This window comes from Epilithonimonas mollis (assembly GCF_900142325.1).
GTDB lineage: Bacteria > Bacteroidota > Bacteroidia > Flavobacteriales > Weeksellaceae > Epilithonimonas > Epilithonimonas mollis.
Genome location: NZ_FRAM01000001.1, coordinates 1482145 through 1508846, shown reverse-complemented (window position 1 = coordinate 1508846; position 26702 = coordinate 1482145). Strand labels below are relative to the sequence as shown.

Sequence of the window (26702 nt, the reverse complement as noted above, 5' to 3'; positions counted from 1 at the left end):
TATACGCAAACAATCCACATTTATCCACTCAGAATGTTAATAAAACAAATATTATTGTAACATTTTTATAGAAAACCGAACTTAATATATAGAAATATTGGCAAATTCTAAATTTCATTAAATTAACAAAAAAAGAAATCTTTATGCTGCAACGATTTATCAGGTTAGAATTCAAAAGTTTTTTCAGGTCCAGTTCTTTGGCGGCGAATATCGTCGTTAAGATTTTCCAGCTCTTGGGAATGTTGTATATGCTGGCGGTATTTGTCTTCATTGCTTTTGGCGCTTTTTACTTTCCGAAAAAAGAACTACATGCCGATCCATTGCCTTTTATGAGCAAATTCTTAGTTTACTGGTTGGTGGCAGATCTGTTCCTGCGATACTTTTTTCAGCAGATGCCGACTCAGAATATCAAGCCATTTCTGACAATGAACATCAGTAAAAATACGCTGGTCAATTATATGATCAGTAAGACTTTTACATCTTTTTTCAGTTGGGGCGGACTTTTCATTTACATTCCGCTTTTAGGGATTTTGCTGTATAATGGTTATTCAACAGCCGGAAGTTTTTCCTGGATTTTTGCGATTATTATTCTCGTTTTCTGTAGTAATTTTCTCAATATTTTATTGAACGGAAAAGATATTGTCGTTTGGATTGTCGGAGCGGTTTTGGTTTTGACAGCGGGATTGGATTATTACAAAATTATTTCGTTATCGAATTTTTCCGAACTCATTTTTATGCAATTCTACCAACATTGGTGGCTTATCATTATTCCGGTTTTATTTATGGCTGGCGGGTTTGTTTTCACAAGACGATACATCAGGGGCAATTTCTATCTCGACAAAGGCCTGGAAATGAAACAGGAAGTCGGGAAAACAGAAAGCATTCAGTTTCTTAATAAATATGGTGTTCTTGGAACGTTCATCAACAACGATATCCGGATGATCAAACGAAGCAAAGCGGCAAAATCTATCGCAATAGGAAGCTTTTTCTTTCTGTTTTATGGTTTGCTCCTGTTTAGTTCTCCGACTTATAAAACAGCTTATATGCAACTGTTTATGGGGCTTTTTGTGACCGGAGGTTTTTTGTTTTTGTTTGGTCAGCGTGTCCCGTCTTTTGACAGTTCCTACTACCCGCTGATGATGACGCTGAACGTTCCTTACAAAGAATATCTGAAAGCCAAATGGTGGATGATTGTGAGTGCTGTGGCTGTGAGTATGGTTTTGGCAGTCGGATATGCATTTGTGAGTTGGGATTTGTATTTCACGTTTCTGGCGGCTGGTCTTTACAATGTCGGTGTCAATTCTCAGGTCGTTTTGTTATCGGGCGCATTTAACAAAAACCCGATTGACCTGAATGCGAGAGGAAAAACATTAGGTAAGAAAAATAATTTCAGCTTCAAAAACATTCTTCTTCTTTTGCCACAGATGGTTTTGCCAATGGCAGTTTTCGGCGTTTCCAAATATTTTTTCGGAACAACAGCAGCTGTGGCGAGTTTGGGTGTTTTAGGATTGATTGGCTTTTTCCTAAGAGAAAAATTCTTCGATTTCATTGTCAAATTATATAAAAAAGAAAAATACTCAACCATAAAGGCCTTCAAAGGAAATTAAAATAATTTGGGCAGCTATTTCCGTCTTCCGCTCCCAATCTTTTTATTTTTTAGCAAAAAAACAAAAAGGATTTCCGCTCAAGCCGGGCTGCATGCAATTCAACGTAAAAAACTAATACCTAAATACTAACATCTAATACCTCAATAAAATGATAACAATAAATAACCTTTCCAAAGTTTATGAAACCAAAAAAGTCTTATCCATAGAAAACCTGGATTTCCAAAAAGGGCAAACCATTGGTTTGGTCGGGAACAACGGTGCGGGAAAAACCACGTTGTTCAGTCTGATTCTCGATCTGATAGAGCCAAGCACAGGCTATGTTTCCATCGACGGAGAAAAAGTCAATGAGTCCGAGAACTGGAAAAACAAAGTCGGTGCTTTTATCGATGAAACTTTTCTGATTGGCTATCTAACTCCGGAAGAATATTTTTATTTTTTAGGAGAACTAAGAGGACAAAGTAAAGCCAATGTGGATGAATTTCTTAAAAACTTTACCGATTTCTTCAACGGAGAAATCCTGAATGCGAAAAAATATATCCGTGATCTTTCCAAAGGAAATATGAAAAAAGTCGGAATCATCGGCGCATTAATCGGAACGCCGGCGATTATTATTCTGGATGAACCTTTTGCCAACCTTGACCCTTCAACACAAATCAAACTGAAAAACCTTATCAAAGATTGGTCACAAAACTCAGATTCCACATTCCTGATTTCCAGTCACGATTTGGCTCACACCACAGAAGTTTGCGAAAGAATCGTAGTCATCAACAAAGGCGAATTGGTAAGAGATATTCAAACGTCCCCAGAAACATTAAAAGATTTGGAACAATATTTTGCAGACCAGGTTTCTGTTAAATAATCAATTAATAAAATGTAAAAAGCCTCAGAATTATGAGGCTTTTTTAATAGTCAAAAATCTAATTTAAGAACTAGCATCTACTTCAGGCTACCCACCATATCTTCAGGTTTAACCCACTCATCAAATTGCTCGGATGTTAACAATCCAAGATTGATGGCTTCTTCTTTCAGAGTTGTACCGTTTTTGTGAGCTGTTTTAGCGATTTTTGCCGCATTTTCGTAACCGATGTGGGTGTTAAGCGCAGTTACCAACATCAGAGATTTGTCAACCAATTCTTTGATTCTCGGTTTATTCGGCTCAATTCCAACAGCACAATGGTCATTGAAAGAAATCATCGCATCCGCCAATAACTGTGCAGACTGCAGGAAGTTCGCCGCCATAACCGGTTTGAAAACATTCAGTTCGTAATTTCCTTGTGTTCCTGCGAAAGAGATTGTAGTGTCGTTTCCAAGAACTTGTGCGCAAACCATTGTCATGGCTTCGTTCTGAGTTGGATTCACTTTCCCTGGCATGATAGAAGAACCTGGCTCATTTTCAGGGATGTGGATTTCACCGATTCCGGAACGTGGGCCGGAAGCCAATAATCTGATATCCTGAGCAATTTTATAAAGTGAAACGGCCAATTGCTTCAGTGCGCCGTGAGTTTCTACAATTCCGTCATGCGCCGCCAAAGCTTCAAATTTATTGGGCGCTGTTACGAATGGCAACCCTGTGAAATCTGCAATGTATTTTGCCACCAGAACATCATAGCCTTGCGGCGTGTTCAGTCCTGTTCCAACCGCCGTTCCGCCAAGAGCCAACTCTTTCAGATGGTCAAGCGTATTGTTGATGGCTTTTTTTGCATAATCCAACTGCGCTACATAACCGGAAAATTCCTGGCCCAAAGTCAACGGCGTGGCATCCATCAGGTGTGTTCTCCCGATTTTTACAATATTCTGGAATTTCTTCGCTTTTTCGTCCAGCGTATTTCTTAATTTTTCCAAAGCAGGCAAAGTTTCTTTCACCACTTTCGTGTAAGCCGCGATGTGCATTGCCGTTGGATAAGTGTCATTGGAAGACTGAGATTTGTTCACATCATCATTGGGATGGATCCATGTTTTTTCTCCAAGCTTTCCGCCTTTCAAAACGTGCGATCTGTTGGCAACCACTTCATTCACATTCATGTTGGACTGTGTTCCGGAGCCGGTTTGCCAGATAACCAACGGAAACTGATCGTACAGTTTTCCTTCAAGGATTTCTTCACATACTTTCCCGATCAGGTCTCTTTTTTCATTATCAAGAACGCCCAGTTCGGCATTGGTGTAAGCTGCTGCTTTTTTCAGGTAAGCAAATGCATCGATGATTTCGCGAGGCATACTTCCTTCCGGTCCGATTTTGAAATTATTCCTGGAACGCTCTGTCTGCGCACCCCAAAACTTATCAGCGGGTACCTGCACTTCGCCCATCGTGTCTTTTTCGATTCTGAAACTCATTATATTTGATTTAAATTTATTAGGAGCTGTTTCCCGCTTTTCGTTACAATCTTTTTGCTCGTCATAGCCTCTCGCAAAAAGGATTTCCACTACAATCGGGGCTAGTTGACAAAGGCTTTTTTATAAACTTTTCAACCATCTTTTCATTGATTTTTACAACCTTACGAAATTACTAAAAACTAAAAGTTTATCAAAATGAAAAAAATCAATCCGGAAATTTTGTGAAATAAAATAAAAACGTCTATTTTTGCTCAAAATATGTAGCATTATGATGTTATCAGCATTCTGGCCGTTTTACCAATTTCTTTGGACCGTTTATTTCTTCACAATGATGTTGTGTGGATTCTGGTGTATTCTGATGTTCTTCGGATTCATCGTTCCACTTTGGTTAACAGAGGGTGTGGCAGAATATTTCGGGAAAATCAACAAGAATTTTGACCCGGAACAGGTAAGATACAAAAAACTGTATGAGCAGGAAGGTGTAGAAGTAATCTATCAGAGACCTGCAGGAGAAAAGCCGGCAAATCACGGTCATCACCATTAATCTGGCAATTTTCTTTTCGTGAGAGATTGCACTCAAAGCGAAACAATATATAAAGAATCGTCTTCAAATTTTTGAGGACGATTTTTATTTGAGGATCGAAACAATTTTTCGTGAAGCCTAAGTCTCGAATCTTGTCTCTTTCTTCTTGTTTCTTAAATCATTATCTTTGCCAACTAAAATTTACCTATGTCTAAGTCATTAATTCCGAAACTGGAAGCGATAAAACAACGATATAATGAGGTCGCAGATCTTATCATTCAACCGGATGTGATCACGGATCAGAAAAGATATTCTGCGCTCAACAAAGAATACAGCGATCTTGGAAAGATTGTAAAAGTTTTTGATGAATATAAAGGAGCACTGGATACCATTGCAGAATCAGATGAAATCATTGCAGACGGCTCTGATAAAGAATTCGTGGAAATGGCGAAGCAGGAAAAGTATGACGCTCAGGATAAGCTTCCGGCTTTGGAAGAGGAACTGAAATATCTTCTGATCCCGAAAGATCCTGCCGATGATAAGAACATCATTCTGGAAATGCGTGCAGGAACCGGTGGCGATGAAGCAGCGATTTTTGTGGAAGATATGTACAGGATGTATTCGATGTACTTCAAAACCAAAGGCTGGAAACACGAGATCACCGATTCCAGCGAAGCATCCAAGGGTTATAAGGAACTGATCATGAAAGTAGAAGGCGAAAGCGTTTATGGCATTATGAAGTTCGAATCCGGCGTCCATCGTGTACAACGTGTTCCGGAGACAGAATCCCAGGGCCGCGTCCACACTTCTGCAATAACGATTGCCGTTTTACCGGAAGCTGAAGAAGTAGATGTTGAAATCAATCCCGCAGATATCGAGATGCAGACTTCCCGTTCCGGAGGTGCGGGTGGGCAAAACGTTAATAAAGTTGAAACAAAAGTTCAGCTGACACATAAGCCTTCCGGATTGGTTGTAGTTTGTCAGCAAGCGCGTTCTCAGCTGGCTAACAGGGAATTAGCTATGGAAATGCTGAGAGCAAAGCTCTATGATATCAAACTTCAGGAAGTCGTTGGTGATATTGCCGCCCAGAGAAAAACGATGGTTTCCACAGGTGACCGCTCTGCAAAAATCAAAACCTATAATTATCCTCAGGGAAGGGTGACAGATCACAGGATCAATAAGTCAATTTATAATCTTGATGCTTATATGAACGGTGATATCCAGGAAATGATGGATGCCGTGATTATGGCAGAAAATGCAGAAAAGCTAAAAGGCGAAGAGGAAGGAATTGCTTGATAGAAGTGATAAGTTAGAAGTAAAAAGTAAGAAGTTAGAAGCGTGATGTTTCTAAACTTAAAAAATAATTAATAAAGCTCAGTGAAATTTCATTGGGCTTTTTTATTTGAATTTATCAATGCCTCTCAAGCCGTTGAACCGAATGCCATATTTCCAGTTACAATAGGCGAAGAACTGGTACAATCTGTATTCGAAATCGAAGCCATAGTTTTCTTTGGGGTCATAATCGATAGCAACCTCATAAAAACCGGGATTTGCGCCAGAATAGAACCTGCTGTTCCATTCCGTCACAAGCATCTGGTTTCTTGCTTTCAGGCCGGTTTCCGTGAACATCGATTTGGGTTGCGCTCTTGATGCGAGAAATGTTTCATAATCGGTATCGAAAACAGTAATTTCCCACTCATCTGCTGAGTCTGCTTTTTTCTGGGCAGAAATCCCGGGTTTCGAATTGGTTGCTGTTTTTCCCAATCCAGAAGCGCAAGACCAAATGAATACGGAAATGATTATTATGGCGAAAAGATTTTTCATTGCAATGATTTGTTTAAAATTATGACTTTTTTTATAACCACTGAATCATCTCTTAATTTGTTTTTTTAGTTGATGAAAGAAGAATGTATATGTGCAGTCAAATTTGTTTGTCGAATTTCACGCAGCCCGGCTTGAGCGGTTATCCTTTTTGCGAGAGGCTATGTCGAGCAAAAAGATAATAGCGGAAGACGGAAAAGCTGCCATAAAAAATAAATGTTAAGTAGTTTTCAATGTAATCAAATAGCTGCCCAAATAAAAATAAAAACCGTTCCAAAAAATTGAAACGGTTGATTTTATTTAAGGTTCTTTTTGCAGAATCACAAACGCCGGGAAGTGATCGGAATACCCGCCGGTAAACTTGTCGCCATTCCAGGATCGGAACGGATAGCCTTTGTAGTTGCCTTCTTTGGTGATCAGATAATCCGGAGCATATATCTCTGCCTTAAAAACAGAATAGTCTTTTCTCAGCTGATTGTTTGGAGAATAAAGGTTAGAGGATACAATGATCTGGTCAAACAGGTTCGGAGCATCCTGATAAGCCAGAGATGCTACTCCTTTTTTATACAGAGGATACATCAGGTTCAGATAATGATTATCTTCATTCAGATCTTTCGGATTACCGACTGCTTTAAGGTAGTTTTTCAAACTGGAACTCACAGGGTCATCATTGAAATCTCCCATTGCAAAAAGTTTGGTAGATGGATCCAGGGCTCTCACACTGTCCATCTGTTGCTTCAGGACGGTTGCAGCAGCATTACGCTTCGGAAGCGAGATGGCTTCTCCGCCTCTTCTTGATGGCCAGTGATTAAGGAAAAATGCTACTTTCTCGTTGTCAAGAAAACCTGTCATCACCACGATATCCCTTGTATATTCTCTGTTTCCGCTGTCCCCGAAAATTTTAATTTCTTTTTTCCACGATTTGGAAGGAGTAAATCTCCTTTTCTGATAGATAAAAGCAATATCAATTCCCCTGTAATCATAAGAATTGTAATGAACAATGCCGTAATCATATTTAGCGATAGCGGGTTCTTTTACCAAATCTTCAACCACCTGCCTGTTTTCAACTTCTATAAGTCCGACAACCACAGGTGCTGTTCCTGTATAAGATCTTCCCATTTCTGAGATTACCCTGGCTTCGTTTTCCAGTTTTTGCTTATAAACTTTATAAGTATAGTTTTTCCCGCTTTTTGGGGTGAACTCTTCCGAACCACCTTGTATTCTTACCACTTTTTTTCCAATCAGCGATTCGTCATTCCACGGACCTTTGTAATCTTTGTCTGTCACTTCAAGATATTTTATAGAATCCAAAGGTACACTTCTGTGGAAAGCAGGGTTGCTTCTGTCTTTTGTTCCGTCTATATAATCCGCAGAACGAACGGTGTCCCAGAGGTTTTCCACATTCAGAAAACCAACAGTCGCAGCACGTACCTGTCTTTTTTGCTGAGCTGATGATAAAGAGATGCTAAGGATAGCAAGTAAAGTAAATAAATTTTTCATAATAAAAAATGTAAGGCTACAAAAGTAATTTTTTTTAGATAGTTGCAAAATAAAAATTTGAAGTTTTTCTAAAATGATAATATATTTCTAAAAATTGATATTTTGTTAAAATAAAAATAAAATGTTAAAAAGTTTTAATTATCAAAAAATTATTTACATTTGCCTTCCCGTGTATAACGGACTGTATAATAGAAAAAAAGAGCAAACAAAACCTAATTGATTTATGATTAAAAAATTATCATTAATCTCCTTATTCACAATGCTTCCGGCATCATTTTACTTTGCACAGACTACGGTCTTTGCATACCTGAAAGATGCTGACGGGAAACCGGTAGAAAAAGCACAAGTTAGTCTAAAAGGAGAAGGTAATGATGTTACGGCAGACAAAATTGGTTATTTCCAATTCGTGGATCTGAAGTCCGGACATTATCAAGTAGTGGTGACAAAACCGAATTTTGAGCCTAAAACTCTCGAATTTGATGTTACTACAGAAAAGAGAAAAGATTTAGGGGTTATCACCCTTTATTCTACATTGACAGGTGCAGATCAAGGTCTTGCTATACTTGATAATGCAGATGACGAAGGCAGCGGCCAGACTTCTACAGTTGGTCTTCTGCAATCCTCTCAGGATGTTTTTAACAGGATAGCTAGTTTTGACCTTGGATTCTATTGGTTCAGGCCTAGAGGTATAGACGGAAGAACTTCCGAGAATATGATGAACGGTGTTTCTATGGTGAAATCTGACAACGGAAACGTAGACTTCTCCAATTGGGGTGGTCTTAATGAAATTGTAAGATATCCTGAAATTTCTTCTAACCATGCCCCTTCTGAGTATGCTTTTGGTGGTGCAACTGGTGTAATCTATAAAAACACCAAGGCCAGCGAATACAGAAAAGGTTTCCAGGCGGTTTATTCTATAACTAACAGAAACTACCGTCAAAGGGTTTCGCTTCGGTATACATCAGGTATGTCAAAAAGCGGATGGGCTTTCACAGTAATGGGCGCCAAACGATGGGCAGAGGAAGGAATCCAGGAAGGCACTTTCTACGATGCTTACGGAACTTATTTGGGTGTTGAAAAGAAATTCAATGATAATCATACGATGACCTTCAATGCTTTTGCATCACCTTACAGAAGATCAACATCCAGCCCTAGTACGCAGGAAGTTTACGACTACAGAGGGGTTCATTATAACTCCTATTGGGGATGGCAAAATGGAGAAAAGAGAAGTGAAAGGGTAAGAAAAGGCTTCCAGCCAATCTTCCAATTACAGGATTTCTGGAAAATCAATAAAAAATCGAATCTTTGGACATCTGTTTCTTATCAGTTTGGTAAAGACAAAGGATCTAGATTGGATTGGCAGAATGTACCGAATCCTTCACCTACGTATTATAAAAACCTTCCAAGCTACGCACAGAACAGTATTCTGTACAGCATGACAAATATTGGGACTGGAACGACTCCTGTAGATTATGAAGCACTTAGGGCAGAGAGAGACTATCTTACGAATGCCTGGAGAACAAATGACCAATCCATCACACAACTTAATTGGAACAGACTTTATCAAACCAATTATCAAAGTCCAAACGGACAAGCTCGTTATTTCTTGGTTAATGACGTGAGCGATGACAAAATTTGGAATGGTGCTACTCACTATACTTATAACTTTAATGATAAAACGAAGTTTATCTTCAATGTCTCTTATCAAAACTATAGATCGGAATATTATAGAGAAATCAATGATTTGCTAGGGGCAAATTTTGTATTACATAGAGATCCTTTTGCGGAATCAAACAGACCAGGTTCATCAGGCTTGTATAATATGAATGATACCGACTTGGAAAAAACTGTTGGAGATAAAATCACTTACAATTATATTCTGAGAAGGCAAGAGGTTAAATTCAATCCGGGGTTAAAATTCTCGACAGGCAATTTTGATGTTTTTGTAAGCGCAATGGCAGGTTACTCTACATCCAACAGAGATGGTCTCTTTAAGCACTATCTATACCAAAATACATCTTTTGGCAAAAGTAACGATTATAACTACTGGAACTTTGGTTTAAAAGGTCAGGTTGTATATAGAGTTGATGGTAGAAACTTCTTGGTTTACAACGGAGCATATTTCTCTCAAGCGCCATTCTTGGATGACATATTTATTAATCCTCGTGCCAACAATTATGCTGCACCTGGACTTAGAAATGCTGTCATCAATGCCAATGATATAAGCTATGTGATGTCAACACCATTTATGAAGCTTAGAGCAACGGCTTATTTGGTAGATACTCAGAATGACACCAACGTACAGAGATATTTTGTAGACGGGATCTCACTTGCAGTAAATAATGAGGAGGGAGTTTCTGAAGAGAAAGAAGCCACAGCTTTTGTTACCCAAACAATGTCAAATGTGGATAAAAGAAATATGGGTGCCGAATTAGGTTTAGATGTTAAAATATTACCTACTTTATCCTTCCAGGGAGTTGCCAACTGGGGAGACTATACCTATAGGAATAATCCAAATGTTTACATTGCATCAGATGTTGTTGCAGCACCTTTTACCAGTGTAGGAAAAGGTCTGATTAAAGGAATGAAAATAGGAGGGACACCTCAAAAAGCATTTTCGGCAGGTCTTAGATATAGCTCTCCAAAGTATTGGTGGGTAGGTGCAAACTGGAATTATTTGGATGACAATAATCTGGATCCAAACGCATTGTTAAGAAGTGAGCAGTTTATTCAGAATAATTACAGTAATACTCCTTTTGTTAATTTAAATGATGAAAAGGTAGCATATTATATGAAACAGAAGAAATTGCCTTCCGCACATTTCTTTAATGCAAACGTAGGAAAGTCTTGGATATTCGGTAAGTATTATCTTTTGATTTCTGCTTCTGTAAATAATATTTTTGATAAAACAAAATATATTACGGGAGGATTTGAACAGCTGAGAAATGCTGATGGGGATATTAATTTCGAGAATGAGTATAATAGCACTTATCCGAGTTTTGCGCCTAAATATTGGTATACACAAGGTAGATCCTATTTTGTGAATCTTCAAGTTAGATTTTAATAATAATTTATCAAGAAAAAAATCAAAAAATGAATATTAAATCATATTTCAAAATCAGTTTAGGGCTTGCTGCAGTTCTGGCAACCCAGATTTCTTGTGTGCATGATGACAATTGGGATGCACCGGAAATTACTTGTACAAACAAATTCGATGCAGCTACAAAAACTATGGCAGAAGTAGCTGCAATGGCTCCTGCTGCAGGTGCGGTTAAAATTGCTCCGGATGGTGCACCAATTATTTTTGACGCATACGTCATATCATCGGACGAACAAGGTAATTTTTATAAAACAATTTCTATTCAGGATAAACCATCTAATCCAACAGTTGGTTTACAAATCGAAATTAATAAGGCTCAAAACTATGCAGATTTTCCAGTTGGAGCCCATATCAGGGTAAAAATGAACGGATTGGTAATTGGGACAGATGCCGGAGTAAAGAAAATTGGAGCACCAGACCCAAGTTATGCTGTCGGTAGAATCCCGCAGACTATCCTAGGAAGATATCTAGCAGGAGTTTGTGATGGAAACAAAATAGAAATAGCAACATTGGTTCCTACGGAAGTAACACTAAATGATATTAAGGCCGATAAATATGTCAATACTCTTGTAAAAATAAAAGATGTACAATTTAGCGGAGATGAAGTAGGCAAACCATTAATGAATAAAGATGCTTCTGGGGCTTTTATTGATACAAATAGAAACCTTATAGACAAAAATGGCGGATCTGCAATTTTGAGAACGGATGGTTTCTTCAAGCAATCTTCTTATTTAATCCCAAATAAAAGTGGCGATATTACATTGGTTGCTAGTAAATATGGAACAGGTTCCAATCCTTGGCAGACAGTTATTAGAAGTATAAGTGACATTAATTTTACAAAAGATCGTTTTGCTACGGGAATTGTAGGGGGATCAAATATTACTTACTCCGGCTCATTTACAGAGAATTTTGAAAGTTATGCCGTGGATTTCGCTGGATTTCCGAAATACTTTAATTACTCTTTTGCTGGCTCTCCTAGCAGATACTGGCAAATCAAAACTTTTAGTAATAACAAGTATATACAAATGTCTGCTAATGCAGGAAATGGAAGTTACCAAACTTACTTTATGGTTCCTGTAGATTTTACAGCAGCCAATACATTAGCATTCAGAGTAAATGTTGGATACTATAACGGAGATGCTTTGAAAGTTTATACAACTACAAATTATACAGCGGGCTCTGATATTTCAACTGCAACTTTGACAGATATTACTTCAAACTTCACAGTTCCTAAAACACCAACTTCTGGTTACGGAACTTTGGCACCGGCAGGAACATACAATATCCCAGCTGCATTAACAGGAAATGGATTCATAGTTTTTAAATACGAGGGAGCAAACCCAGGTGTAACAACTACTATCCAGTTAGATGATATTGTTGTTAATTAATCTTATAAATAGATAAATAAATAATCAAAAAATCCCGCAACAGCGGGATTTTTTATTTCAGAAAATGCCAGAATTATATGTTTTCATCTTTTTCCAAAGTTTCCGACCAAAAAATAAAACAAGAACGATTAATATAATTGCAAAAATAAAAGCAATAACAGGCAGAAAAATAGAAAGAACAGACATCAAACCGGCACCCGCAGTTTCTGTGGTAGCCACAAGGTGATTTCCAATTCCTGCAGTTGTAGTTGTCGAGGCAGCTCGTGTTCCTGCAAATCCTGATGCGATGGTTGCTGCTGTTCCGCCACCTGCAATCAACGCCAATGCCCATTGCGGAAATGTATCCAGTTCCATAAACTGACTCGCAAACAGAATAGAACCGGCTATAGTTGCCAACGGAATTGTAATGGTATCCAAAAAATTATCAACTACAGGAATGTAATATGCTGCGATTTCAATTACAGTTGCAACTCCGGTTGTAATCAATGTGGGAAGACCGGATAGCCATTCAAAGTTATCCGACATCGGAATCCAGCCAAGATACGAAGCCAGGCTGACAGCAAACATCGGTAAAAATACCCTGAAACCGGAAGCGGCCGCCAAACCAACTCCGATAAATGCGCTAAGGACGTAAGGTAAAATATCGCTCATCTGTAATTTATTTGAAATTAAAATTACAAATTAAAAAAAGATATTATCCCATTTTCTTTTTACAGAGATTTAGAAACTGGTTTTCAACGATGGAATTATGTTCCGGCAAATCTTTTGAAACCCAGAAAAGCATGGCAATAGATTTTTCTCCGAATGCTTCCTGGTAAAGTGCTTTATTTAATCTGTAACATTCTCGTAGTAAGCGTTTTATTCTATTTCTGTCAACGGCCCGTTTGAAGAATTTCTTAGAAACAGAGACACCGATTTTGTGAGACTCTATCGGCATTTTTTCGGAAGAGTGGAGATAGATGATTCTCAGATTATCAACAGATATCCATTTGCCTTTTTTAAATAAAAGGTCAATTTCTGATTTTTTTTTAAGCTTTTCCTGGGTTGGATATCCGTTTTTTTTCAAATTATTATTTTCTTCCGGTTAAGTAATTGATAACTTCAGCCGCTGCATAAAGCCCAAATATAGCAGGGATAAAACTGACTGTGCCATAGAAAGAACGTTTGAAGTTGGTTCCATCGGTCATTTTCAGGCTGTTTTCGTCCTGCACTTCAGTTGAAAAAACACATCGGAAACCTTTATTGATTTTTTCTTTTTTCAGCCGCTTTCTTACCTGTCTGGCGAGCAGGCAATCTCTGGTTTTATGAAGATCGCGAACCATCACTTTACTGGGATCCGTTTTTCCGCCGGCACCCATGGATGAAACTAATTTTACCTTGTTTCTGCGACAGCTTATCATCAATGCCAATTTTGGAGTCAGGGAATCGATGCAGTCCAGAACATAATCGAATTTTTCTGATTTTATCAATTCGTTCATTCTTTCTGCTTCCAGAAATTCATTGATCCTGGTGAGTTTAAGATTAGGATTGATGTCCATAAGCCTGTCTCCAACCAACTCAACTTTATGTTGACCGATTGTGGAATGAAGTGCAGGCAACTGCCGGTTGATATTGGTAATATCTACAATATCGCCATCTGCAATAATCATAGATCCAATACCCGCCCGGGCCAAAAATTCTGCTGCAAAAGAACCGACACCGCCCAGTCCGACTACTAAAACTTTGGCGTTTTGCAGTTTTTCAATACCTTCATTTTTTATCAGTAATTCGGTGCGTTCCAACCAAAATTTATCCATAATTAATCACATTTTCCAGATTCTCCCACATCTGCATTTTCAGATTTTCCAAAGACATAGACTTGATTGCAGAAACTTTTTCATACAGTTCCGCAATATCAAAATCTGTATCATCGCTTTCCAGAAACATCTTATGAACAGGAAAATCTTTAATAATTTGCTGCAAAGATAAGTGATCTGATGCTGCTTTTCCAAAACTCAGGAAAAAGCCGGCCTGTAAAAGTTCTTTTGCAACATTTTCTTTCTTGTTGAATCCGTGAATGATGAATGGCACTTTTGCTCTTTTGTAATGGAGAAGCTGCGAAAATCTTCGTACACAATGAACAATAACTGGCTTTTTGATGTCTTCTGCCCATGATATATGATGTTGAAAGATCTCATTTTGAAGACTTTCGTCTATAGGGATCATTGCGTCCAAACCACATTCGCCGATTGCGAGACAATTATACGACTGAGATATATTTTTGATTCTTTCAAAATCGGATTTCCAGTTTTCCGTAATGTCCTTCGGATGCAGCCCGGCTGAGAATTTCCATTGCGGAATTTCTTCATTGAGATTGAGATTATAAATGCCTGGCTGACTAGGTTTATGATGATGAAAATCCAAAAAATCCATAGCCAAAGATAGAGATTTGGACAGAAATTATTGCCTATTGTAATTGATGAAAAATAAGTTTAATTTTACGCTAAATCTTTTCGGAAGAATGAGAAAAAAATTTACTGATAAACAAATAAAAATCCTTGATGTCGCCGAGGAACTAATTGCCAAAAAAGGTTTCGAAGGGACGTCCGTGCGAGACATTTGTTCAAAAGCCAACATCAATGTGGCAATGATCTCATACTATTTCGGATCGAAAGAAAAAATGATGTCCTATCTCTATCAATATCGTGTCCAGCGTACGAAAGAGAGTTTTTCTGAATTTGCCCACACTATAAAAGAAGGGAAACCGGAGATGCAGATGAAAGAAATCGTGAATTATGTGATCAGTCTTCTTTTTAAATACAGCTATTTCCATGGCTTTGTGACACAGGAGATGCGATCTCTGGACAACGTGAAAGATGATCTTCTGGAATTTTATCAGACCTGTGTCAGCAGGCTGGATGAGATTACGAAAAGAGGTATTGTTTCGGGCGTTTTCCATAATGCACCGAAGTCTGAAGATATTCTGACAATGATCATTGGATCGACTTTATTCGTTATCAGAAATAAAAATTTTTATCAGCTTTATGTTCCTGCCAATACGGATGCACAATATATGAAAGAGGCTGAACAGAAGCTGAAAAACAGTACTTTGCTTAGTGTTTTTGCATTGTTGGATTATGATGCAGATTAGTTTTTACCTGTAGTTTTCAAAACTTCATTGATGTAGAATTCAACAGCTTTCGGACGGTTTTTTGAATCTTTTTCATGATTTTCCTTGTTCCCAAACCTTACAATAATCATATCATATTCCGGGATCATAATCACAAATTGCCCATGAAGGCCATACATGTAATAATGAGGGATTTTATAGTCATTATTGATCCAGAGTCCCAGTCCATATACACCGTCTGAATGTTCCGAGGGTGTTGTCATTTGGTTTACGAAATACTCATTAAGTAAAGGCGCATTTTCAAATTTTCCTTTATTCATAAGCAAAGAGCCGATTTTTGCAAAATCCCTTGCATTCGACTGGATACAGCAAAAGGCTTTTTCGATGCCCGTATCATCAGTTGTCCATTCTGCATTCTGTTCCATGCCGAGTGGTTTCCAGAGTTTTGCCGACGCATATGCCGACAGAGATGTGCCTGTGGCTTTGCCTATTGCAAATCCCAACAATTGAGTTGCACCGCTTTGGTATTCAAATTTTTCGCCTGGATTTTGTTTCAGCCTGCTATTGAAAATAATATCTGCAAGAGAAAATCCGTAATAAAGCTTCGCATTTGACCCGAAAGGATCTTTGTAATCTTCTTTCCAATCCAGTCCGGCTTCCATAGCCGCAAGATTTTTTAATGTCAGGTTTTTCCCAAATTGATTATAAGAGAACTCCGGATAGAAGTCTGAAAAAGCCTGATCTATGCCTTTTATTCTTCCGTCATCAATTGCTTTTCCCAACAGGATTACGGTTATGGTTTTTGCTATGGAAAATGAATTGCTTTCTTTCGTTTTATTATAATTATCCCAATAATGCTCCTGCAGGATCTTTCCGTGCCTGATCACCAGAAAAGAAACGGTTTCTGTTTCTTTCAGATGGTTTTCCAGTTCAGAAGAGAGTTTTTGCTTATTGTAGTTAATGGACACTGGCCAAGGTTTGGATGCTCCTTTAGAAATTATTTTTGAGGAAAAATATACGCCGTCGTCAATTGTAGAGCTGGTTTCACCACGAAGATAGGTTAATCTTACACCACGAAAAAGGTAATTATAACCGGTGATGTAAGCAAGCAATATAATGCCGGCTATAATCATCAAAAAAATATTCAGTGGTTTTTTCAGCATTCGGATAATTTGATGTAAAAATATTTAAATTAATCAAATTGTAATAAATTTGTTTGGAATGATTTTCGAATTTTACGGCTTATGAATGATGATTTGAAACAAAAGCAGCTTACACGTTATAAAAGTCTTGCAACAGGATTGTTTATTCTGATGGCTGTGATTTTCATATTGATGACAATTTTGCAAAAAGAGAATAACTCCCATTGGATCGGTTACATCCGTGCATTCTCGGAAGCGGCGATGGTTGGCGCACTGGCAGATTGGTTTGCGGTGACTGCTCTATTTAATTATCCGTTAGGACTAAAAATCCCTCATACTAACCTGATTGAAAATTCTAAAGAAAAAATCGGAGATAATCTCGGGAATTTTGTGGTTGATAATTTTCTTTCTCCACAGAATATCAGGCCATATATTGAGAAACTAAAAATTTCGGCTTATGTTGGCGACTGGCTTTCAAAAGATAAAAATCAACATGTTTTGATTAATGAATTATCATCAATTCTAAAAGATATCCTTAATAAACTGGATGATGAATCTGTTGTGAACTTCATTTCTAATAAAGCAGAAGAAATGACTGATTCCATCAGATTAAATTCGGTCATCGGAAATGGAATCGAATACCTTCTCAATAAAAATGACCATCAGAAAATCATTACCAATCTTAGTTCTCAGATTAAAAACTATATTCTGCAAAACCATCAAATGGTTTCTGAGAGGGTGAAAAAAGAAAGCTTTTTTTTGATTCCGAAATCTGTGGATCATAAAATTGCTGAGAAAATTACGAAAGGGTTAAGTGATTATTTTCTTGAAGTTGAAGAAGATCTTAGCCATCCATTACGAGCAGAAATCACGAATAAAATCCTGGATTTTTCGCAAGAACTGAAAGATGAACCAAAATGGGAAGAGGAATTTAATTCTATAAAATCCGATTTTCTACAAAGTGAAAAGATCAAACAATATTCATCTGACATTTGGCAATCTCTGAAATCCTCATTAATAAAAGAATTGTCTCAAGAAGATTCTAAACTGAAATCTTATGTTAAAAAAAACATTGATGAATTTGTTTCAAACCTGCAAAATGATGAACATTTCCAAAACCGGATTGATAATTGGGTTAGATTAACTGCTTATAAATACATTCTGAAAAACACTCAGAATTTTAGCGAACTCATCAGTACAACTGTCGGTAATTGGGAAGGTAAAGAACTCAGCCGGAAACTGGAGCTGGAAGTAGGGAAGGACTTACAATTTATCCGGATCAACGGAACCATCGTTGGAGGTTTGGTTGGTTTACTGATTTATACTATTGCGAATTTTATATAAAAAAACCTCCGGTTTGGAGGCTTTTTATTTTTTATTGTTTCTCAAGAATTTTCTCGATGATTTTATGCGTAATCATATAAGTTGGTTTCACGCCAGTCAATCCAAGTCCGCCGGAAGATAGTGTGCTTCCCGTTTCCAAAGGATTATCCGAAGCATAATAGGCATACATCACAAACAAATCCGGTGAAATGTGGTGACGGATTTTACTAGCTACCTGAATCGCTTTTTGATAATGCGCACCTTCCATTTCCAGACCAATGGCTTTCCAAGACGTTGTCATAAAGTAGGAAAGGATATCTTTATTTTGGAGCGATGTTCCCAGAACCGTAATCATCGGCCCTTCAAAAGATTTGATCTCGTCATCTACAAAATCGGTAGCTTTTAAAGCATTTTCAAAAACGTAATTGTCGGCAGTTCCTTCGAAGATATGAGAAGTCGGAATCATAATGTCTCCTTTTCCTCCGGTTAAGATTCCGGCTTTACCCATTATCGAAACGGACTTTACTTTCATCATATAAACCTCACCATTTACCTCGTATGGTCTTAGCAATTCGTCCATCACTTCAAAAGCCTGTTCCCCGAAAGCATAATCGAAAACCAGGATCACATCATCACCTTTATATTTTTGATTTGCGAATACCGAATTTTTTAGTTCAGTTTTAGCAAGATCAATGATTTGAACATCAATATTGCTTCCGCTATTGTCGTCAATATAGATCATACCTTGCTTTTCAGCATATTCCAGGATTTTCTCCTGCAGGTCTTTTTTGTTGCTGATATCAGCGAATAGCTTATAATCTACATCTTTTGTCGCTTTTTTATTAAGCGCTTCGTTGGCGAAAAGCATGTTCTTCACAGAGTGCATATTCGCGCTGATGATGTGAAGCGGACGCATGTGAAGGTTGTTTTCTACAAGAATGTTTTTGATTTTGTTTGCCCATCTTTCTCCGAAAAGGTGATGGCCGACACGTTCCTGAAGTATCGCTGAAAAATGGATTTCTCTTTCTCTAGTCTCCCTCCAATCTTCTAAACTGATCTGTCCAAGCCAATATATAATTTTAAATAAACGGTCCGGGTTTTTGTCGTCACCAAAGTTATTATAAGCGTTCAAAGTTTCATCAAACGTTCTCCCCAGAAAAGAAGAAAGATGAATCAAAGCGACTTCTTTTTCTTTCCGGCTGTATTTTTTCTCGCCTTTCGCAACTTCCTCGATGATTTTCCAGATACGTTTTGGACGACCTTCATTTTCTAAATCAAAACCGATATTTTTGATTTTATCAGCTTCCAGATAAAGGAATGTAAGGTGAGTAAGGATATCATAGATCTCGGAACGCCCTAAAAGAACTTCGATGTTCATCTGATGTTCATCGATTCTGTAGCAGTTTCTGCGTCTTTTCTTAGGAACGATCGGTTCGAAGCTGCCTTTGTCGAAACCTTCGTCAGAAGTCAGGTGGATGAAAGAACATTCCTCGATGCCTTCCGGAAGACGGTCAAGAACATAAAGCAAACCATCCAGTTCTATCTTATTAGGGATGCTCATACTTCCATAGATTTCGGGATTGATGACCATCAATAATTTTCTTAATGATTCCCCCGACACTCCAGAAGGTTTGAAAAATCCTCTGTAGAATAAGTGTCTCATAGAGACGTATAATCTTTCGATAGCTTCTGTGGTTTCTCTTGCTCTTGAATTTGCCATATATTAAAATTTTTGTAAAAGTCTGCAAAGGTATGAAATAATTTTTAAATCATGTGTTTTTGTTTAATTAGTTCAATTCCAGACTATTACTGTTTTTTTGCATTTGGTATTATTAGTATTTAATAGTTTTTAAAGTTAAACTTTCTCGTTAATATCTAAAAATAATTTTCATTCATATTTTGATAATAAACCGTAAACAATTTTTTATTAAAGCTAATTGAATATTCAATCAAATTTGGGGGTGTTTTTTGTTTTTATATTTATTTTATTTAAAATAACTATAAATTTTGAGGGGTAAATAAATTTGAATTTATATTTTTTGTAAATTTGCCTCGTTAAAAATAACATACTTTTATGTCAACATTAAGATTTAAAGCCCTGGCAGAGCTCCCATTTAGAAATTACAGAAAAGATAATTTCATAGAAGTTCCTGCAAAACTGTCTGAATTGTTTTGTCAAAATGTATTCTCAGAAGAAACAATGAGAGAATACCTGACGAAAGAAGCGTTCCAGTCTATTTTGGATGCTATTAAAAAAGGAGCAAAAATCCAGAGACACATTGCGGATCAGGTAGCTGTTGCAATGAAAGATTGGGCAATATCCAAAGGTGCAACACACTATACACACTGGTTCCAGCCTTTGACGGGTGCAACCGCTGAGAAACATGATTCATTCTTCACGCCGATCGAAGGAGGTAGAGCAATTGAAAGATTTAGTGGCGGAATGTTGATTCAGCAAGAGCCGGACGCTTCCTCTTTCCCAAATGGCGGGATCAGAAATACTTTCGAGGCGAGAGGTTATACTGCTTGGGATCCAACTTCTCCTGCTTTCATTATGGGAACTACGCTTTGTATCCCTTCGATTTTTATTTCTTACACTGGCGAAACTTTAGATTATAAAGCACCATTATTAAGAGCTTTGAACGCGGTTGATGAAGCAGCAACCGATGTTTGTAAATCTTACTTCGATAAAAATGTAACAAAAGTTTCTCCGACTTTGGGTTGGGAGCAGGAATATTTCTTGGTAGATACAGCTTTGTATCAATCCCGCCCGGATTTGGTTTTGACCGGAAAAACTTTGTTGGGACATTCTCCAGCAAAAGGACAGCAGCTGGATGACCATTATTTTGGTTCGATCCCTACAAGGGTAATGAACTATATGAAGGAATTGGAAATCGAATGTATGAAATTGGGAATTCCTGTAACAACACGTCATAACGAGGTTGCTCCAAATCAATTTGAGTTGGCACCGATGTTTGAGGAAGCTAATGTTGCGGTGGATCACAATTCATTGTTAATGGATATTATGGCAAGAATTGCGCATAAACATCATTTCCATATTTTATTTCACGAAAAACCATTTGCCGGCGTTAACGGAAGTGGAAAACATAACAACTGGTCTTTGGGAACTGACACAGGTGAAAACCTTTTGAGTCCGGGAAAAAATCCAAAGAAAAACCTTCAGTTCCTGACTTTCTTTGTGAATACTTTGAAAGCGGTTCACGATTATGCAGATTTGTTGAGAGCATCTATTGCATCTGCAAGCAACGACCACAGGCTGGGGGCCAATGAAGCGCCGCCAGCGATTATCTCTGCTTTCATAGGAAGTCAGTTATTCAGAGTTTTGGAAGAATTGGAAAAAGTAACGGACGGAAAATTGTCTCCTGAAGAAAAAACAGAACTCAAACTGAATGTTGTCGGGAAAATCCCTGAAATTCTTTTGGATAATACCGATAGAAACAGAACTTCTCCTTTTGCTTTCACAGGAAATAAATTCGAGATCAGAGCGGTTGGTTCTTCTGCAAACTGTGCGGAAGTGATGACTGTGATGAATGTTATCGCTGCAAAACAATTGAAAACTTTTAAAAAAGAAGTAGATGCTTTGATCGAAACTGGTCTTAAGAAAGATGAAGCGATTTTCAATATCTTGAGAGAATACATCAAGCAATCGAAGAGCATTATGTTTGAAGGAGACGGTTATTCTGACGATTGGGCAAAAGAAGCTAAAAAAAGAGGTCTTAATAATTTAAAGACGACTCCTGAAGCACTTAAAAAAGAATTAGACAAAAAATTCGTTGAGCTTTATGAAGAGTTAGGAATCTATTCTCACAGAGAATTCGAAGCCAGAAATGAGATCAAATTAGAAAAATACTCAACTGTAATTGATATCGAAGCAAGAGTTTTGGCTGATATCGCAAGGAACCATATTATTCCGGCAGCCCTTAATTATCAAAACAGATTGATCGAGAATGTTAAAGGTCTGAAAGAAATTTTTGGCGACAAGGAATTTAAAACTTTAGCAAAAGAACAATTGAGTTTAATCTCTGATATTTCCGGAAATGTATCACAAATCAAAGTTGGTGTGGATGAACTGCTTTCTGCCAAAGAAAAAGCTAAAAATACATCAGGAAGCCAGAAGCAGGCTGAGGAATACTGCAACAAGGTAATCCCTTTGTTTGACAATATCAGAGAAGCGTCTGATGCCTTGGAAATGATGGTTGATGATGAACTTTGGCCAATGACGAAATATAGAGAATTATTATTTACCAGATAGATAATTTCTAAAACGTTAAAGAATCTTAACTAAAAATAAAACCGCAAAGTCTAAATAAAGGCTTTGCGGTTTGTTTTTCTTTAACATTCTTAAAAAGACTGTTAAATTATGTTAAACTCAGGAATGCTCAAATTGATTTGAAATGTCCTTTAAAGAGTAATGGCTAAATTTGCTATGCAATCACAAAAAACCAACTCAAGTTTAACACAAATAATTAAATATATATGAAGAAAAGAGTTCTAGTTTATATCTTATTTGTGACCACATTTTTTTCGCTTCAGTCTTGCGTTTCTAACTATGTGGTTTCTAACAATCAAACATACAAAACTGATGCCAAGTTTGCATCGCTGGATGTAAAACCTGTCGTTAGCAATACAGACAACAAAACATACAAAGTACTGGCTGCAATCTCAAATACCAGCGCAGATATCAAAAGAGCGGCGATAGAAAATGCTATCAAACACAGCAATACAATAGACAACATTCTTTCCGAAGCTGAAAGTTATCTTGGAACACCTTACAGATTCGGAGGAACTTCCAGAAGCGGAATAGACTGTTCAGCATTTGTATTATCCGTTTTCGGTGCCGCTGCAGGGATGAATCTTCCTAGAGTGGCCGCAGCGCAATCCCAGGAAGGCGATTCTGTAGAAAAAACAGAACTTCAGAAAGGTGACTTGGTATTCTTTTCGCACAGAGGAAGCAGAATATCTCATGTAGGAATTGTGGAAGAAGTAACTGCAGATGGCGAAGTAAAATTCATCCATGCTGCAACATCGAAAGGCGTGATGGTTTCCTCACTGGATGACAATTATTGGGGTCCAAAATTCAAATTCGCCAAGCGAATCGTAAAAGAAAATACATTAAGTGTTTTAAATAATTAGAGAGACTGAAAATATTCAGAAAAAACCTCAGAAGCAATTCTGAGGTTTTTTTATTTATTGGAGCTGTTTCCCGCTGTCCGCTGTATCTCTTTTGTTTCATAGCTTTTACATAAGCTAGACAAAAAAGGATGCCCCTATCATCGGGGCTGGGTTTTTCAGTTATCAAAACATACTTAGTCTTAAAAAAATTCGCTAATTTACTCACGAACTTTAATCAATTATCATTCCCTCGATCTTTAGCTGGATATTTTCTGATTTCAGATTATGAATAACAGAATTCAGCTCCGGGAATTTTTCAGGAATAATATCCCAGTTTTCGCTCAATTCACAGATGTTTTCGATGCCCTGAAGAATACTGGCTAAAAAATGTGCTTTTCTCTGGATCAAACCGCGGAATCCATAAGCACCCAAAACCTGAAGATAACGCATCATCTTCATCCAGTTAAATGATTTCTTCAACTCCTCCTTATCATCATCGCTCCAAAAAGACAAATAGTAATTAAGCATTTCTTCCCGGAGATCTTTTGGAAAATTTGCTTTGGCCTGATAAAGAAAAGATATCACATCATAAGTTGCCGGACCTTCCATCGCAGACTGATAATCGATGAAAAAAATGTCGTCCTGCTCATTCACCAAAATATTCCTGGACTGGAAGTCACGGATCATCAGGGATTGGGGACGCATGGACTGAATTATTTCTGATATTTCCCCGAATTCCTTCAGTAAACCTGATTTGTGATATTCTATCTCCAAAATATCAACCAGATAATTTTTGAAATAATACAAATCATGGGTGACGGGCAGATCATCATACTTTTCGTATTCAAAACTTTTTTTGAAATCTACCTTGCCCTGTGTTTTTGTCTGAAGTTCAAACAGATTTTCGAGAGTTTTTTTCATCAGATTTTTGACACGTTCAGTTATGCCTTCTTCGGCAATAATTTCGGAAAGCGTATGGCTTCCGAGGAACTCCTGTATGTAAAGGTTTCTTTCAGGATTGATTTTTAAAATCTTTGGGGTATTCAGATTTAGACTTTGGAATAATTCGGAAAAATAAAAAAAAGCCTCGTTTTCAAGAAGATTTTCATTGTAAGTAACAACATATTTTTGGTTGCCCGACGTTCCTGTGTAATTGATTCTCGATGAGCCACTTTGCGGAAGCACATGAAAGGAATCTGCCTTCTTTTCTAAAAAAGTTTCAAAAAAAATCTGATGATTCTGCATAGAAACAAAGTTAATTAATTATGGAATTAGAAACCTTAAAAATTGTAATTTTACCTTATGAAAGATTTTCTGCCTGTACTTAAGATTCTGGTAAGGTTTGTAGTTCTATACATTGTTTTAGTTCTGCTTTATCAATTTTATCTCAATTCTTATGCAGAAGAAGTTGTAGATCCCTTCACCAGGAATGTGGCTGAACAAGTTGCTTCTTTTCAAAGTCTTGTAGGATTTCCGACGGTTTTAGTTGATAGTATGAAGCTACATAGTGTTCTGTTCCAGACTTTTGGTAAATTCACGACCAGAATGGTGGAAGGCTGCAATGTGATTTCTGTAGCTATTCTTTTTTCAGCATTTGTTTTCGCATTTTATAAAGGCACAAAAACTTTTCTTTACGTTTTAGGCGGATTGATTTTACTTCATATCCTTAATGTTTTCAGAATCGTTTTGCTGAATATCATTTATCTGAAATATCCGAAATACGAGAAGATCGGACATGATTATGTGTTTCCGGCAATCATCTATGGTGGTGTTGTTATGCTTTGGCTGGTCTGGATTCAGTTTTTTGCACTCAGGAAAAAAAAATAGATTTTTTATTTCATATATCTTATTTATATATCGATTGTCCTTTTCTATTTTATTATATCTAACCAAATGATGATTTGGTTTAGGATTTTATTATTTATTTTAAATATTGATTTCATTTTTAATTCTTCCACAGAATTTTTATTAAAGAAAAAAAACCGGTTGATTTGTTTTTATTTTGTAAATTTGTTGCCTAAACACACCCAACTAATGAAAAATAAATTTATTATCAGCCTGGTATTCCCTATCAGTATTCTATTTCCGGCTCTTGTAGAACCGAAAGTTTCCGAAATACATTTATAGAAACAATTTTTTGTCTAACAGATGATTATTCCTTGTTTTTAACTTGTCAAAGTTGAAATCTATTATGGAATGAAATTCGCCTTTTACAAATTCGTGTAAATGTATTTTCTGGTTTCTAACTTTACAATCTCAAAAACACTATGAAAATACTGAGGTATTTTTGTATACTGTTGGGTGTTCTCGGGTTAATAGCAATCCGGGGCATAGAAGATCATTTTTTCTATGATCCTTTTTTGATTTTTTTTAAATCGGCCAATCATTCTGCTGATTTTCCAAACTTTGTCTGGGGAAAATTGATATTAAATTACCTTTTGAGATTTACGCTCAATACATTTTTCTCTCTGGTAATCATTCATTTTATTTTTCAAAACAGTAAATGGACAAAAGAGGCTTTGATTCTGATGCTGCTGGTGTTCGTCATCGTTTTTCCGATCTATCTGTACTGTATCTATGATAGATTCCAGTTCGGATATCTTTTCTCTTTTTATGTAAGGCGGTTTGTGATCCAGCCACTGACAGTGATTCTGCTCATCCCGATTTTTTATTACAGAAAGAGAATTGCACAGATTTAATTGTTCAGTGTATGTTTGGTCGGCTGGGAAATATTCTCTCCATTCCATTCTATTTTTTTAGTAAAAACGTGCTGACGAACAGGACAGTTCATGATCTGACAGATTGCACAGGAAGTCGGTTTACAGTCATCCATGTGAAAATTGAATTCAACCGATCGATCCGTATTTTTTGCGATCAGCTTGATAACTTCTTCCATTTCATCATGAGCGGTTCTCAGTTCAAAATACCAGGGCAGTGTCAGATGCGCATCAATGTGAAGCCTGCTTCCGAATTGCTGAATTTTAACATTATGAATGTCGATCCAGTCAGGTTTTCTGTTTTTATTAAGAAAAGCCGCCAGTTTGGTAAGCATTTCCGGATCCGCTTCATCCATTATCCCACTGAGCGATTTGCGGATAATTTTGTAGCCTATTATAATGATATAGACGCCTAAAATCAATGCAACAACAGAGTCTATCCACACTAACTTCGTGAAATAAACCAGAACCAAACTTACCACAACGCCTAAAGTTGTAATGGTATCAGACTGCAGATGTTTGCCTGAAGAAATCAATACAATAGAATTCTCCAGTTTTCCTTTCTGAATAGAGATATAGCCGACGATGTAATTAATCACCGCTGTTGCGGCAATAATCCAAATCCCCAGATCAAGCTTATTAAGGATTTTTCCGGAAATCAGACTGTTTGTACCTTCATATATGATCATCAATCCGGCAATGCTGATGAGCGATCCTTCGATAGCAGAAGTGACAAATTCGACTTTCCCATGTCCGTAAGGATGGTTCTCATCTCTGGGTTTTGCGGCAAGATAAAGCGAGTAAAGTCCCATGAAAGCACTGATGACATTCACGATGCTTTCCATGGCATCCGAAAAGACCGCATCCGAATTGGTCAGTTTCCAAGCAACGATTTTTCCGATGAAAAGAACGACGCCGACAAAAGCAATCCATTTCTGAAAGGCAATATTACTGCTTTGTTTTTTTGTTTCCATTTTATTAAAAAAAGAATCTTCGAAATTTCGAAGA

At 37.3% G+C, this 26702-nt stretch carries 23 protein-coding genes; 12 read left to right on the top strand and 11 right to left on the bottom strand.

All coding sequences use genetic code 11. The features are described 5' to 3' along the window. The first annotated feature begins 143 nt into the window (after positions 1-143). Both BUA97_RS06790 and BUA97_RS06785 read left to right on the top strand, forming a co-directional pair. Entirely contained in the window at positions 144-1607 is a 1464-nt protein-coding gene (locus tag BUA97_RS06790; protein WP_072997041.1) for a DUF5687 family protein, read from the top strand. A gap of 148 nt (positions 1608-1755) precedes the next feature. Then, entirely contained in the window at positions 1756-2466 is a 711-nt protein-coding gene (locus BUA97_RS06785; protein ID WP_072997040.1) for an ABC transporter ATP-binding protein, read from the top strand. 77 nt (positions 2467-2543) lie between these two features. Here BUA97_RS06785 and fumC read toward each other — a convergent pair whose 3' ends face one another. After that, the gene (gene fumC / locus BUA97_RS06780; protein WP_072997231.1) at positions 2544-3938 is read right to left on the bottom strand and encodes a class II fumarate hydratase; all 1395 of its coding nucleotides are present in this window, start codon (positions 3936-3938) and stop codon (positions 2544-2546) included. Between the two features lie 268 nt (positions 3939-4206). Between fumC and BUA97_RS06775 the strand changes: the two genes are divergently transcribed. Next, positions 4207-4482, top strand: coding sequence for a hypothetical protein (locus tag BUA97_RS06775; RefSeq protein WP_072997039.1), 276 nt, complete (start codon positions 4207-4209; stop codon positions 4480-4482). 186 nt (positions 4483-4668) lie between these two features. After that, entirely contained in the window at positions 4669-5757 is a 1089-nt protein-coding gene (gene prfA, locus BUA97_RS06770) for a peptide chain release factor 1 (protein ID WP_072997038.1), read from the top strand. Positions 5758-5859: 102 nt separating this feature from the next. On the opposite strand, the gene BUA97_RS06765 is transcribed toward prfA, so the two are convergent. Further along, positions 5860-6285 carry a DUF6146 family protein gene (locus BUA97_RS06765; RefSeq protein WP_072997037.1) on the bottom strand — a complete coding sequence of 142 codons (426 nt, stop codon included), beginning with the start codon at positions 6283-6285 and terminating at the stop codon, positions 5860-5862. Between the two features lie 297 nt (positions 6286-6582). Continuing rightward, positions 6583-7782 (bottom strand): endonuclease/exonuclease/phosphatase family protein, encoded by a 1200-nt coding sequence (locus tag BUA97_RS06760; RefSeq protein WP_072997036.1) that lies wholly within the window; start codon positions 7780-7782, stop codon positions 6583-6585. A 223-nt stretch (positions 7783-8005) separates the two neighbouring features. Here BUA97_RS06760 and BUA97_RS06755 point away from each other — a divergent pair, with 223 nt between their 5' ends. Both BUA97_RS06755 and BUA97_RS06750 read left to right on the top strand, forming a co-directional pair. Next, on the top strand, positions 8006-10846 hold the full coding sequence (locus BUA97_RS06755; protein WP_072997035.1) for a carboxypeptidase-like regulatory domain-containing protein: 2841 nt from the start codon (positions 8006-8008) through the stop codon (positions 10844-10846). Between the two features lie 29 nt (positions 10847-10875). After that, on the top strand, positions 10876-12270 hold the full coding sequence (locus BUA97_RS06750) for a DUF5689 domain-containing protein (RefSeq protein WP_072997034.1): 1395 nt from the start codon (positions 10876-10878) through the stop codon (positions 12268-12270). Between the two features lie 57 nt (positions 12271-12327). On the opposite strand, the gene BUA97_RS06745 is transcribed toward BUA97_RS06750, so the two are convergent. Genes BUA97_RS06745 through BUA97_RS06730 form a run of 4 tightly spaced genes read right to left on the bottom strand, consistent with a single transcriptional unit; the run spans position 12328 to position 14682 of the window. Continuing rightward, positions 12328-12921, bottom strand: a complete 594-nt coding sequence (locus tag BUA97_RS06745) for a DUF4126 domain-containing protein (protein WP_072997033.1) — start codon at positions 12919-12921, stop codon at positions 12328-12330. Between the two features lie 43 nt (positions 12922-12964). Further along, positions 12965-13336, bottom strand: a complete 372-nt coding sequence (gene rnpA / locus BUA97_RS06740; protein ID WP_072997032.1) for a ribonuclease P protein component — start codon at positions 13334-13336, stop codon at positions 12965-12967. 4 nt (positions 13337-13340) lie between these two features. Next, positions 13341-14066 (bottom strand): tRNA threonylcarbamoyladenosine dehydratase, encoded by a 726-nt coding sequence (locus BUA97_RS06735; RefSeq protein ID WP_072997031.1) that lies wholly within the window; start codon positions 14064-14066, stop codon positions 13341-13343. Beyond that, on the bottom strand, positions 14059-14682 hold the full coding sequence (locus tag BUA97_RS06730; RefSeq protein WP_072997030.1) for a TatD family hydrolase: 624 nt from the start codon (positions 14680-14682) through the stop codon (positions 14059-14061). The genes BUA97_RS06735 and BUA97_RS06730 overlap by 8 nt, the downstream gene beginning before the upstream one ends. 88 nt (positions 14683-14770) lie before the next feature. Here BUA97_RS06730 and BUA97_RS06725 point away from each other — a divergent pair, with 88 nt between their 5' ends. Next, positions 14771-15400, top strand: a complete 630-nt coding sequence (locus BUA97_RS06725) for a TetR/AcrR family transcriptional regulator (protein WP_072997230.1) — start codon at positions 14771-14773, stop codon at positions 15398-15400. Here the strand turns inward: BUA97_RS06725 and BUA97_RS06720 are convergent. Further along, on the bottom strand, positions 15397-16542 hold the full coding sequence (locus BUA97_RS06720) for a serine hydrolase domain-containing protein (protein ID WP_072997029.1): 1146 nt from the start codon (positions 16540-16542) through the stop codon (positions 15397-15399). The two genes, BUA97_RS06725 and BUA97_RS06720, sit on opposite strands and share 4 nt — an antisense overlap. Positions 16543-16623: 81 nt before the next feature. Here BUA97_RS06720 and BUA97_RS06715 point away from each other — a divergent pair, with 81 nt between their 5' ends. After that, the gene (locus BUA97_RS06715) at positions 16624-17865 is read left to right on the top strand and encodes a DUF445 domain-containing protein (RefSeq protein WP_072997028.1); all 1242 of its coding nucleotides are present in this window, start codon (positions 16624-16626) and stop codon (positions 17863-17865) included. A 31-nt stretch (positions 17866-17896) separates the two neighbouring features. Here the strand turns inward: BUA97_RS06715 and BUA97_RS06710 are convergent, their stop codons facing one another. Continuing rightward, positions 17897-19564 (bottom strand): DUF6909 family protein, encoded by a 1668-nt coding sequence (locus BUA97_RS06710; protein WP_072997027.1) that lies wholly within the window; start codon positions 19562-19564, stop codon positions 17897-17899. Positions 19565-19918: 354 nt separating this feature from the next. Between BUA97_RS06710 and BUA97_RS06705 the strand changes: the two genes are divergently transcribed. Together BUA97_RS06705 and BUA97_RS06700 are read left to right on the top strand one after the other, a co-directional pair. Then, positions 19919-22117, top strand: coding sequence for a glutamine synthetase III family protein (locus BUA97_RS06705; RefSeq protein ID WP_072997026.1), 2199 nt, complete (start codon positions 19919-19921; stop codon positions 22115-22117). Between the two features lie 224 nt (positions 22118-22341). Then, entirely contained in the window at positions 22342-22998 is a 657-nt protein-coding gene (locus BUA97_RS06700; protein ID WP_072997025.1) for a C40 family peptidase, read from the top strand. Between the two features lie 210 nt (positions 22999-23208). Here the strand turns inward: BUA97_RS06700 and BUA97_RS06695 are convergent, their stop codons facing one another. Further along, positions 23209-24222 carry an aminoglycoside phosphotransferase family protein gene (locus BUA97_RS06695; protein ID WP_072997024.1) on the bottom strand — a complete coding sequence of 338 codons (1014 nt, stop codon included), beginning with the start codon at positions 24220-24222 and terminating at the stop codon, positions 23209-23211. A gap of 57 nt (positions 24223-24279) precedes the next feature. Between BUA97_RS06695 and xrtF the strand changes: the two genes are divergently transcribed. Continuing rightward, positions 24280-24804, top strand: coding sequence for an exosortase family protein XrtF (gene xrtF / locus BUA97_RS06690; RefSeq protein ID WP_072997023.1), 525 nt, complete (start codon positions 24280-24282; stop codon positions 24802-24804). Between the two features lie 440 nt (positions 24805-25244). Then, entirely contained in the window at positions 25245-25676 is a 432-nt protein-coding gene (locus BUA97_RS06680; RefSeq protein WP_072997021.1) for an exosortase F system-associated membrane protein, read from the top strand. On the opposite strand, the gene BUA97_RS06675 is transcribed toward BUA97_RS06680, so the two are convergent. After that, complete coding sequence (locus tag BUA97_RS06675; protein ID WP_072997020.1) at positions 25673-26668, bottom strand: cation diffusion facilitator family transporter; 996 nt, start codon at positions 26666-26668, stop codon at positions 25673-25675. The genes BUA97_RS06680 and BUA97_RS06675 overlap by 4 nt on opposite strands. Positions 26669-26702: the final 34 nt, after the last annotated feature.

Excerpts from the sequence above, each read along its gene's own strand:
- BUA97_RS06760 (WP_072997036.1), bottom strand. The coding sequence starts at position 7,782 with ATGAAAAATTTATTTACTTTACTTGCTATCCTTAGCATCTCTTTATCA.
- BUA97_RS06710 (WP_072997027.1), bottom strand. The coding sequence starts at position 19,564 with ATGGCAAATTCAAGAGCAAGAGAAACCACAGAAGCTATCGAAAGATTA.
- BUA97_RS06755 (WP_072997035.1), top strand. The coding sequence starts at position 8,006 with ATGATTAAAAAATTATCATTAATCTCCTTATTCACAATGCTTCCGGCA.
- BUA97_RS06775 (WP_072997039.1), top strand. The coding sequence starts at position 4,207 with ATGATGTTATCAGCATTCTGGCCGTTTTACCAATTTCTTTGGACCGTT.
- BUA97_RS06790 (WP_072997041.1), top strand. The coding sequence starts at position 144 with ATGCTGCAACGATTTATCAGGTTAGAATTCAAAAGTTTTTTCAGGTCC.
- BUA97_RS06720 (WP_072997029.1), bottom strand. The coding sequence starts at position 16,542 with ATGCTGAAAAAACCACTGAATATTTTTTTGATGATTATAGCCGGCATT.
- BUA97_RS06745 (WP_072997033.1), bottom strand. The coding sequence starts at position 12,921 with ATGAGCGATATTTTACCTTACGTCCTTAGCGCATTTATCGGAGTTGGT.
- BUA97_RS06725 (WP_072997230.1), top strand. The coding sequence starts at position 14,771 with ATGAGAAAAAAATTTACTGATAAACAAATAAAAATCCTTGATGTCGCC.
- BUA97_RS06695 (WP_072997024.1), bottom strand. The coding sequence starts at position 24,222 with ATGCAGAATCATCAGATTTTTTTTGAAACTTTTTTAGAAAAGAAGGCA.
- BUA97_RS06700 (WP_072997025.1), top strand. The coding sequence starts at position 22,342 with ATGAAGAAAAGAGTTCTAGTTTATATCTTATTTGTGACCACATTTTTT.
- BUA97_RS06750 (WP_072997034.1), top strand. The coding sequence starts at position 10,876 with ATGAATATTAAATCATATTTCAAAATCAGTTTAGGGCTTGCTGCAGTT.
- fumC (WP_072997231.1), bottom strand. The coding sequence starts at position 3,938 with ATGAGTTTCAGAATCGAAAAAGACACGATGGGCGAAGTGCAGGTACCC.
- BUA97_RS06730 (WP_072997030.1), bottom strand. The coding sequence starts at position 14,682 with ATGGATTTTTTGGATTTTCATCATCATAAACCTAGTCAGCCAGGCATT.
- BUA97_RS06785 (WP_072997040.1), top strand. The coding sequence starts at position 1,756 with ATGATAACAATAAATAACCTTTCCAAAGTTTATGAAACCAAAAAAGTC.
- BUA97_RS06735 (WP_072997031.1), bottom strand. The coding sequence starts at position 14,066 with ATGGATAAATTTTGGTTGGAACGCACCGAATTACTGATAAAAAATGAA.
- prfA (WP_072997038.1), top strand. The coding sequence starts at position 4,669 with ATGTCTAAGTCATTAATTCCGAAACTGGAAGCGATAAAACAACGATAT.
- BUA97_RS06765 (WP_072997037.1), bottom strand. The coding sequence starts at position 6,285 with ATGAAAAATCTTTTCGCCATAATAATCATTTCCGTATTCATTTGGTCT.
- BUA97_RS06675 (WP_072997020.1), bottom strand. The coding sequence starts at position 26,668 with ATGGAAACAAAAAAACAAAGCAGTAATATTGCCTTTCAGAAATGGATT.
- BUA97_RS06705 (WP_072997026.1), top strand. The coding sequence starts at position 19,919 with ATGTCAACATTAAGATTTAAAGCCCTGGCAGAGCTCCCATTTAGAAAT.
- BUA97_RS06680 (WP_072997021.1), top strand. The coding sequence starts at position 25,245 with ATGAAAATACTGAGGTATTTTTGTATACTGTTGGGTGTTCTCGGGTTA.
- xrtF (WP_072997023.1), top strand. The coding sequence starts at position 24,280 with ATGAAAGATTTTCTGCCTGTACTTAAGATTCTGGTAAGGTTTGTAGTT.
- BUA97_RS06715 (WP_072997028.1), top strand. The coding sequence starts at position 16,624 with ATGAATGATGATTTGAAACAAAAGCAGCTTACACGTTATAAAAGTCTT.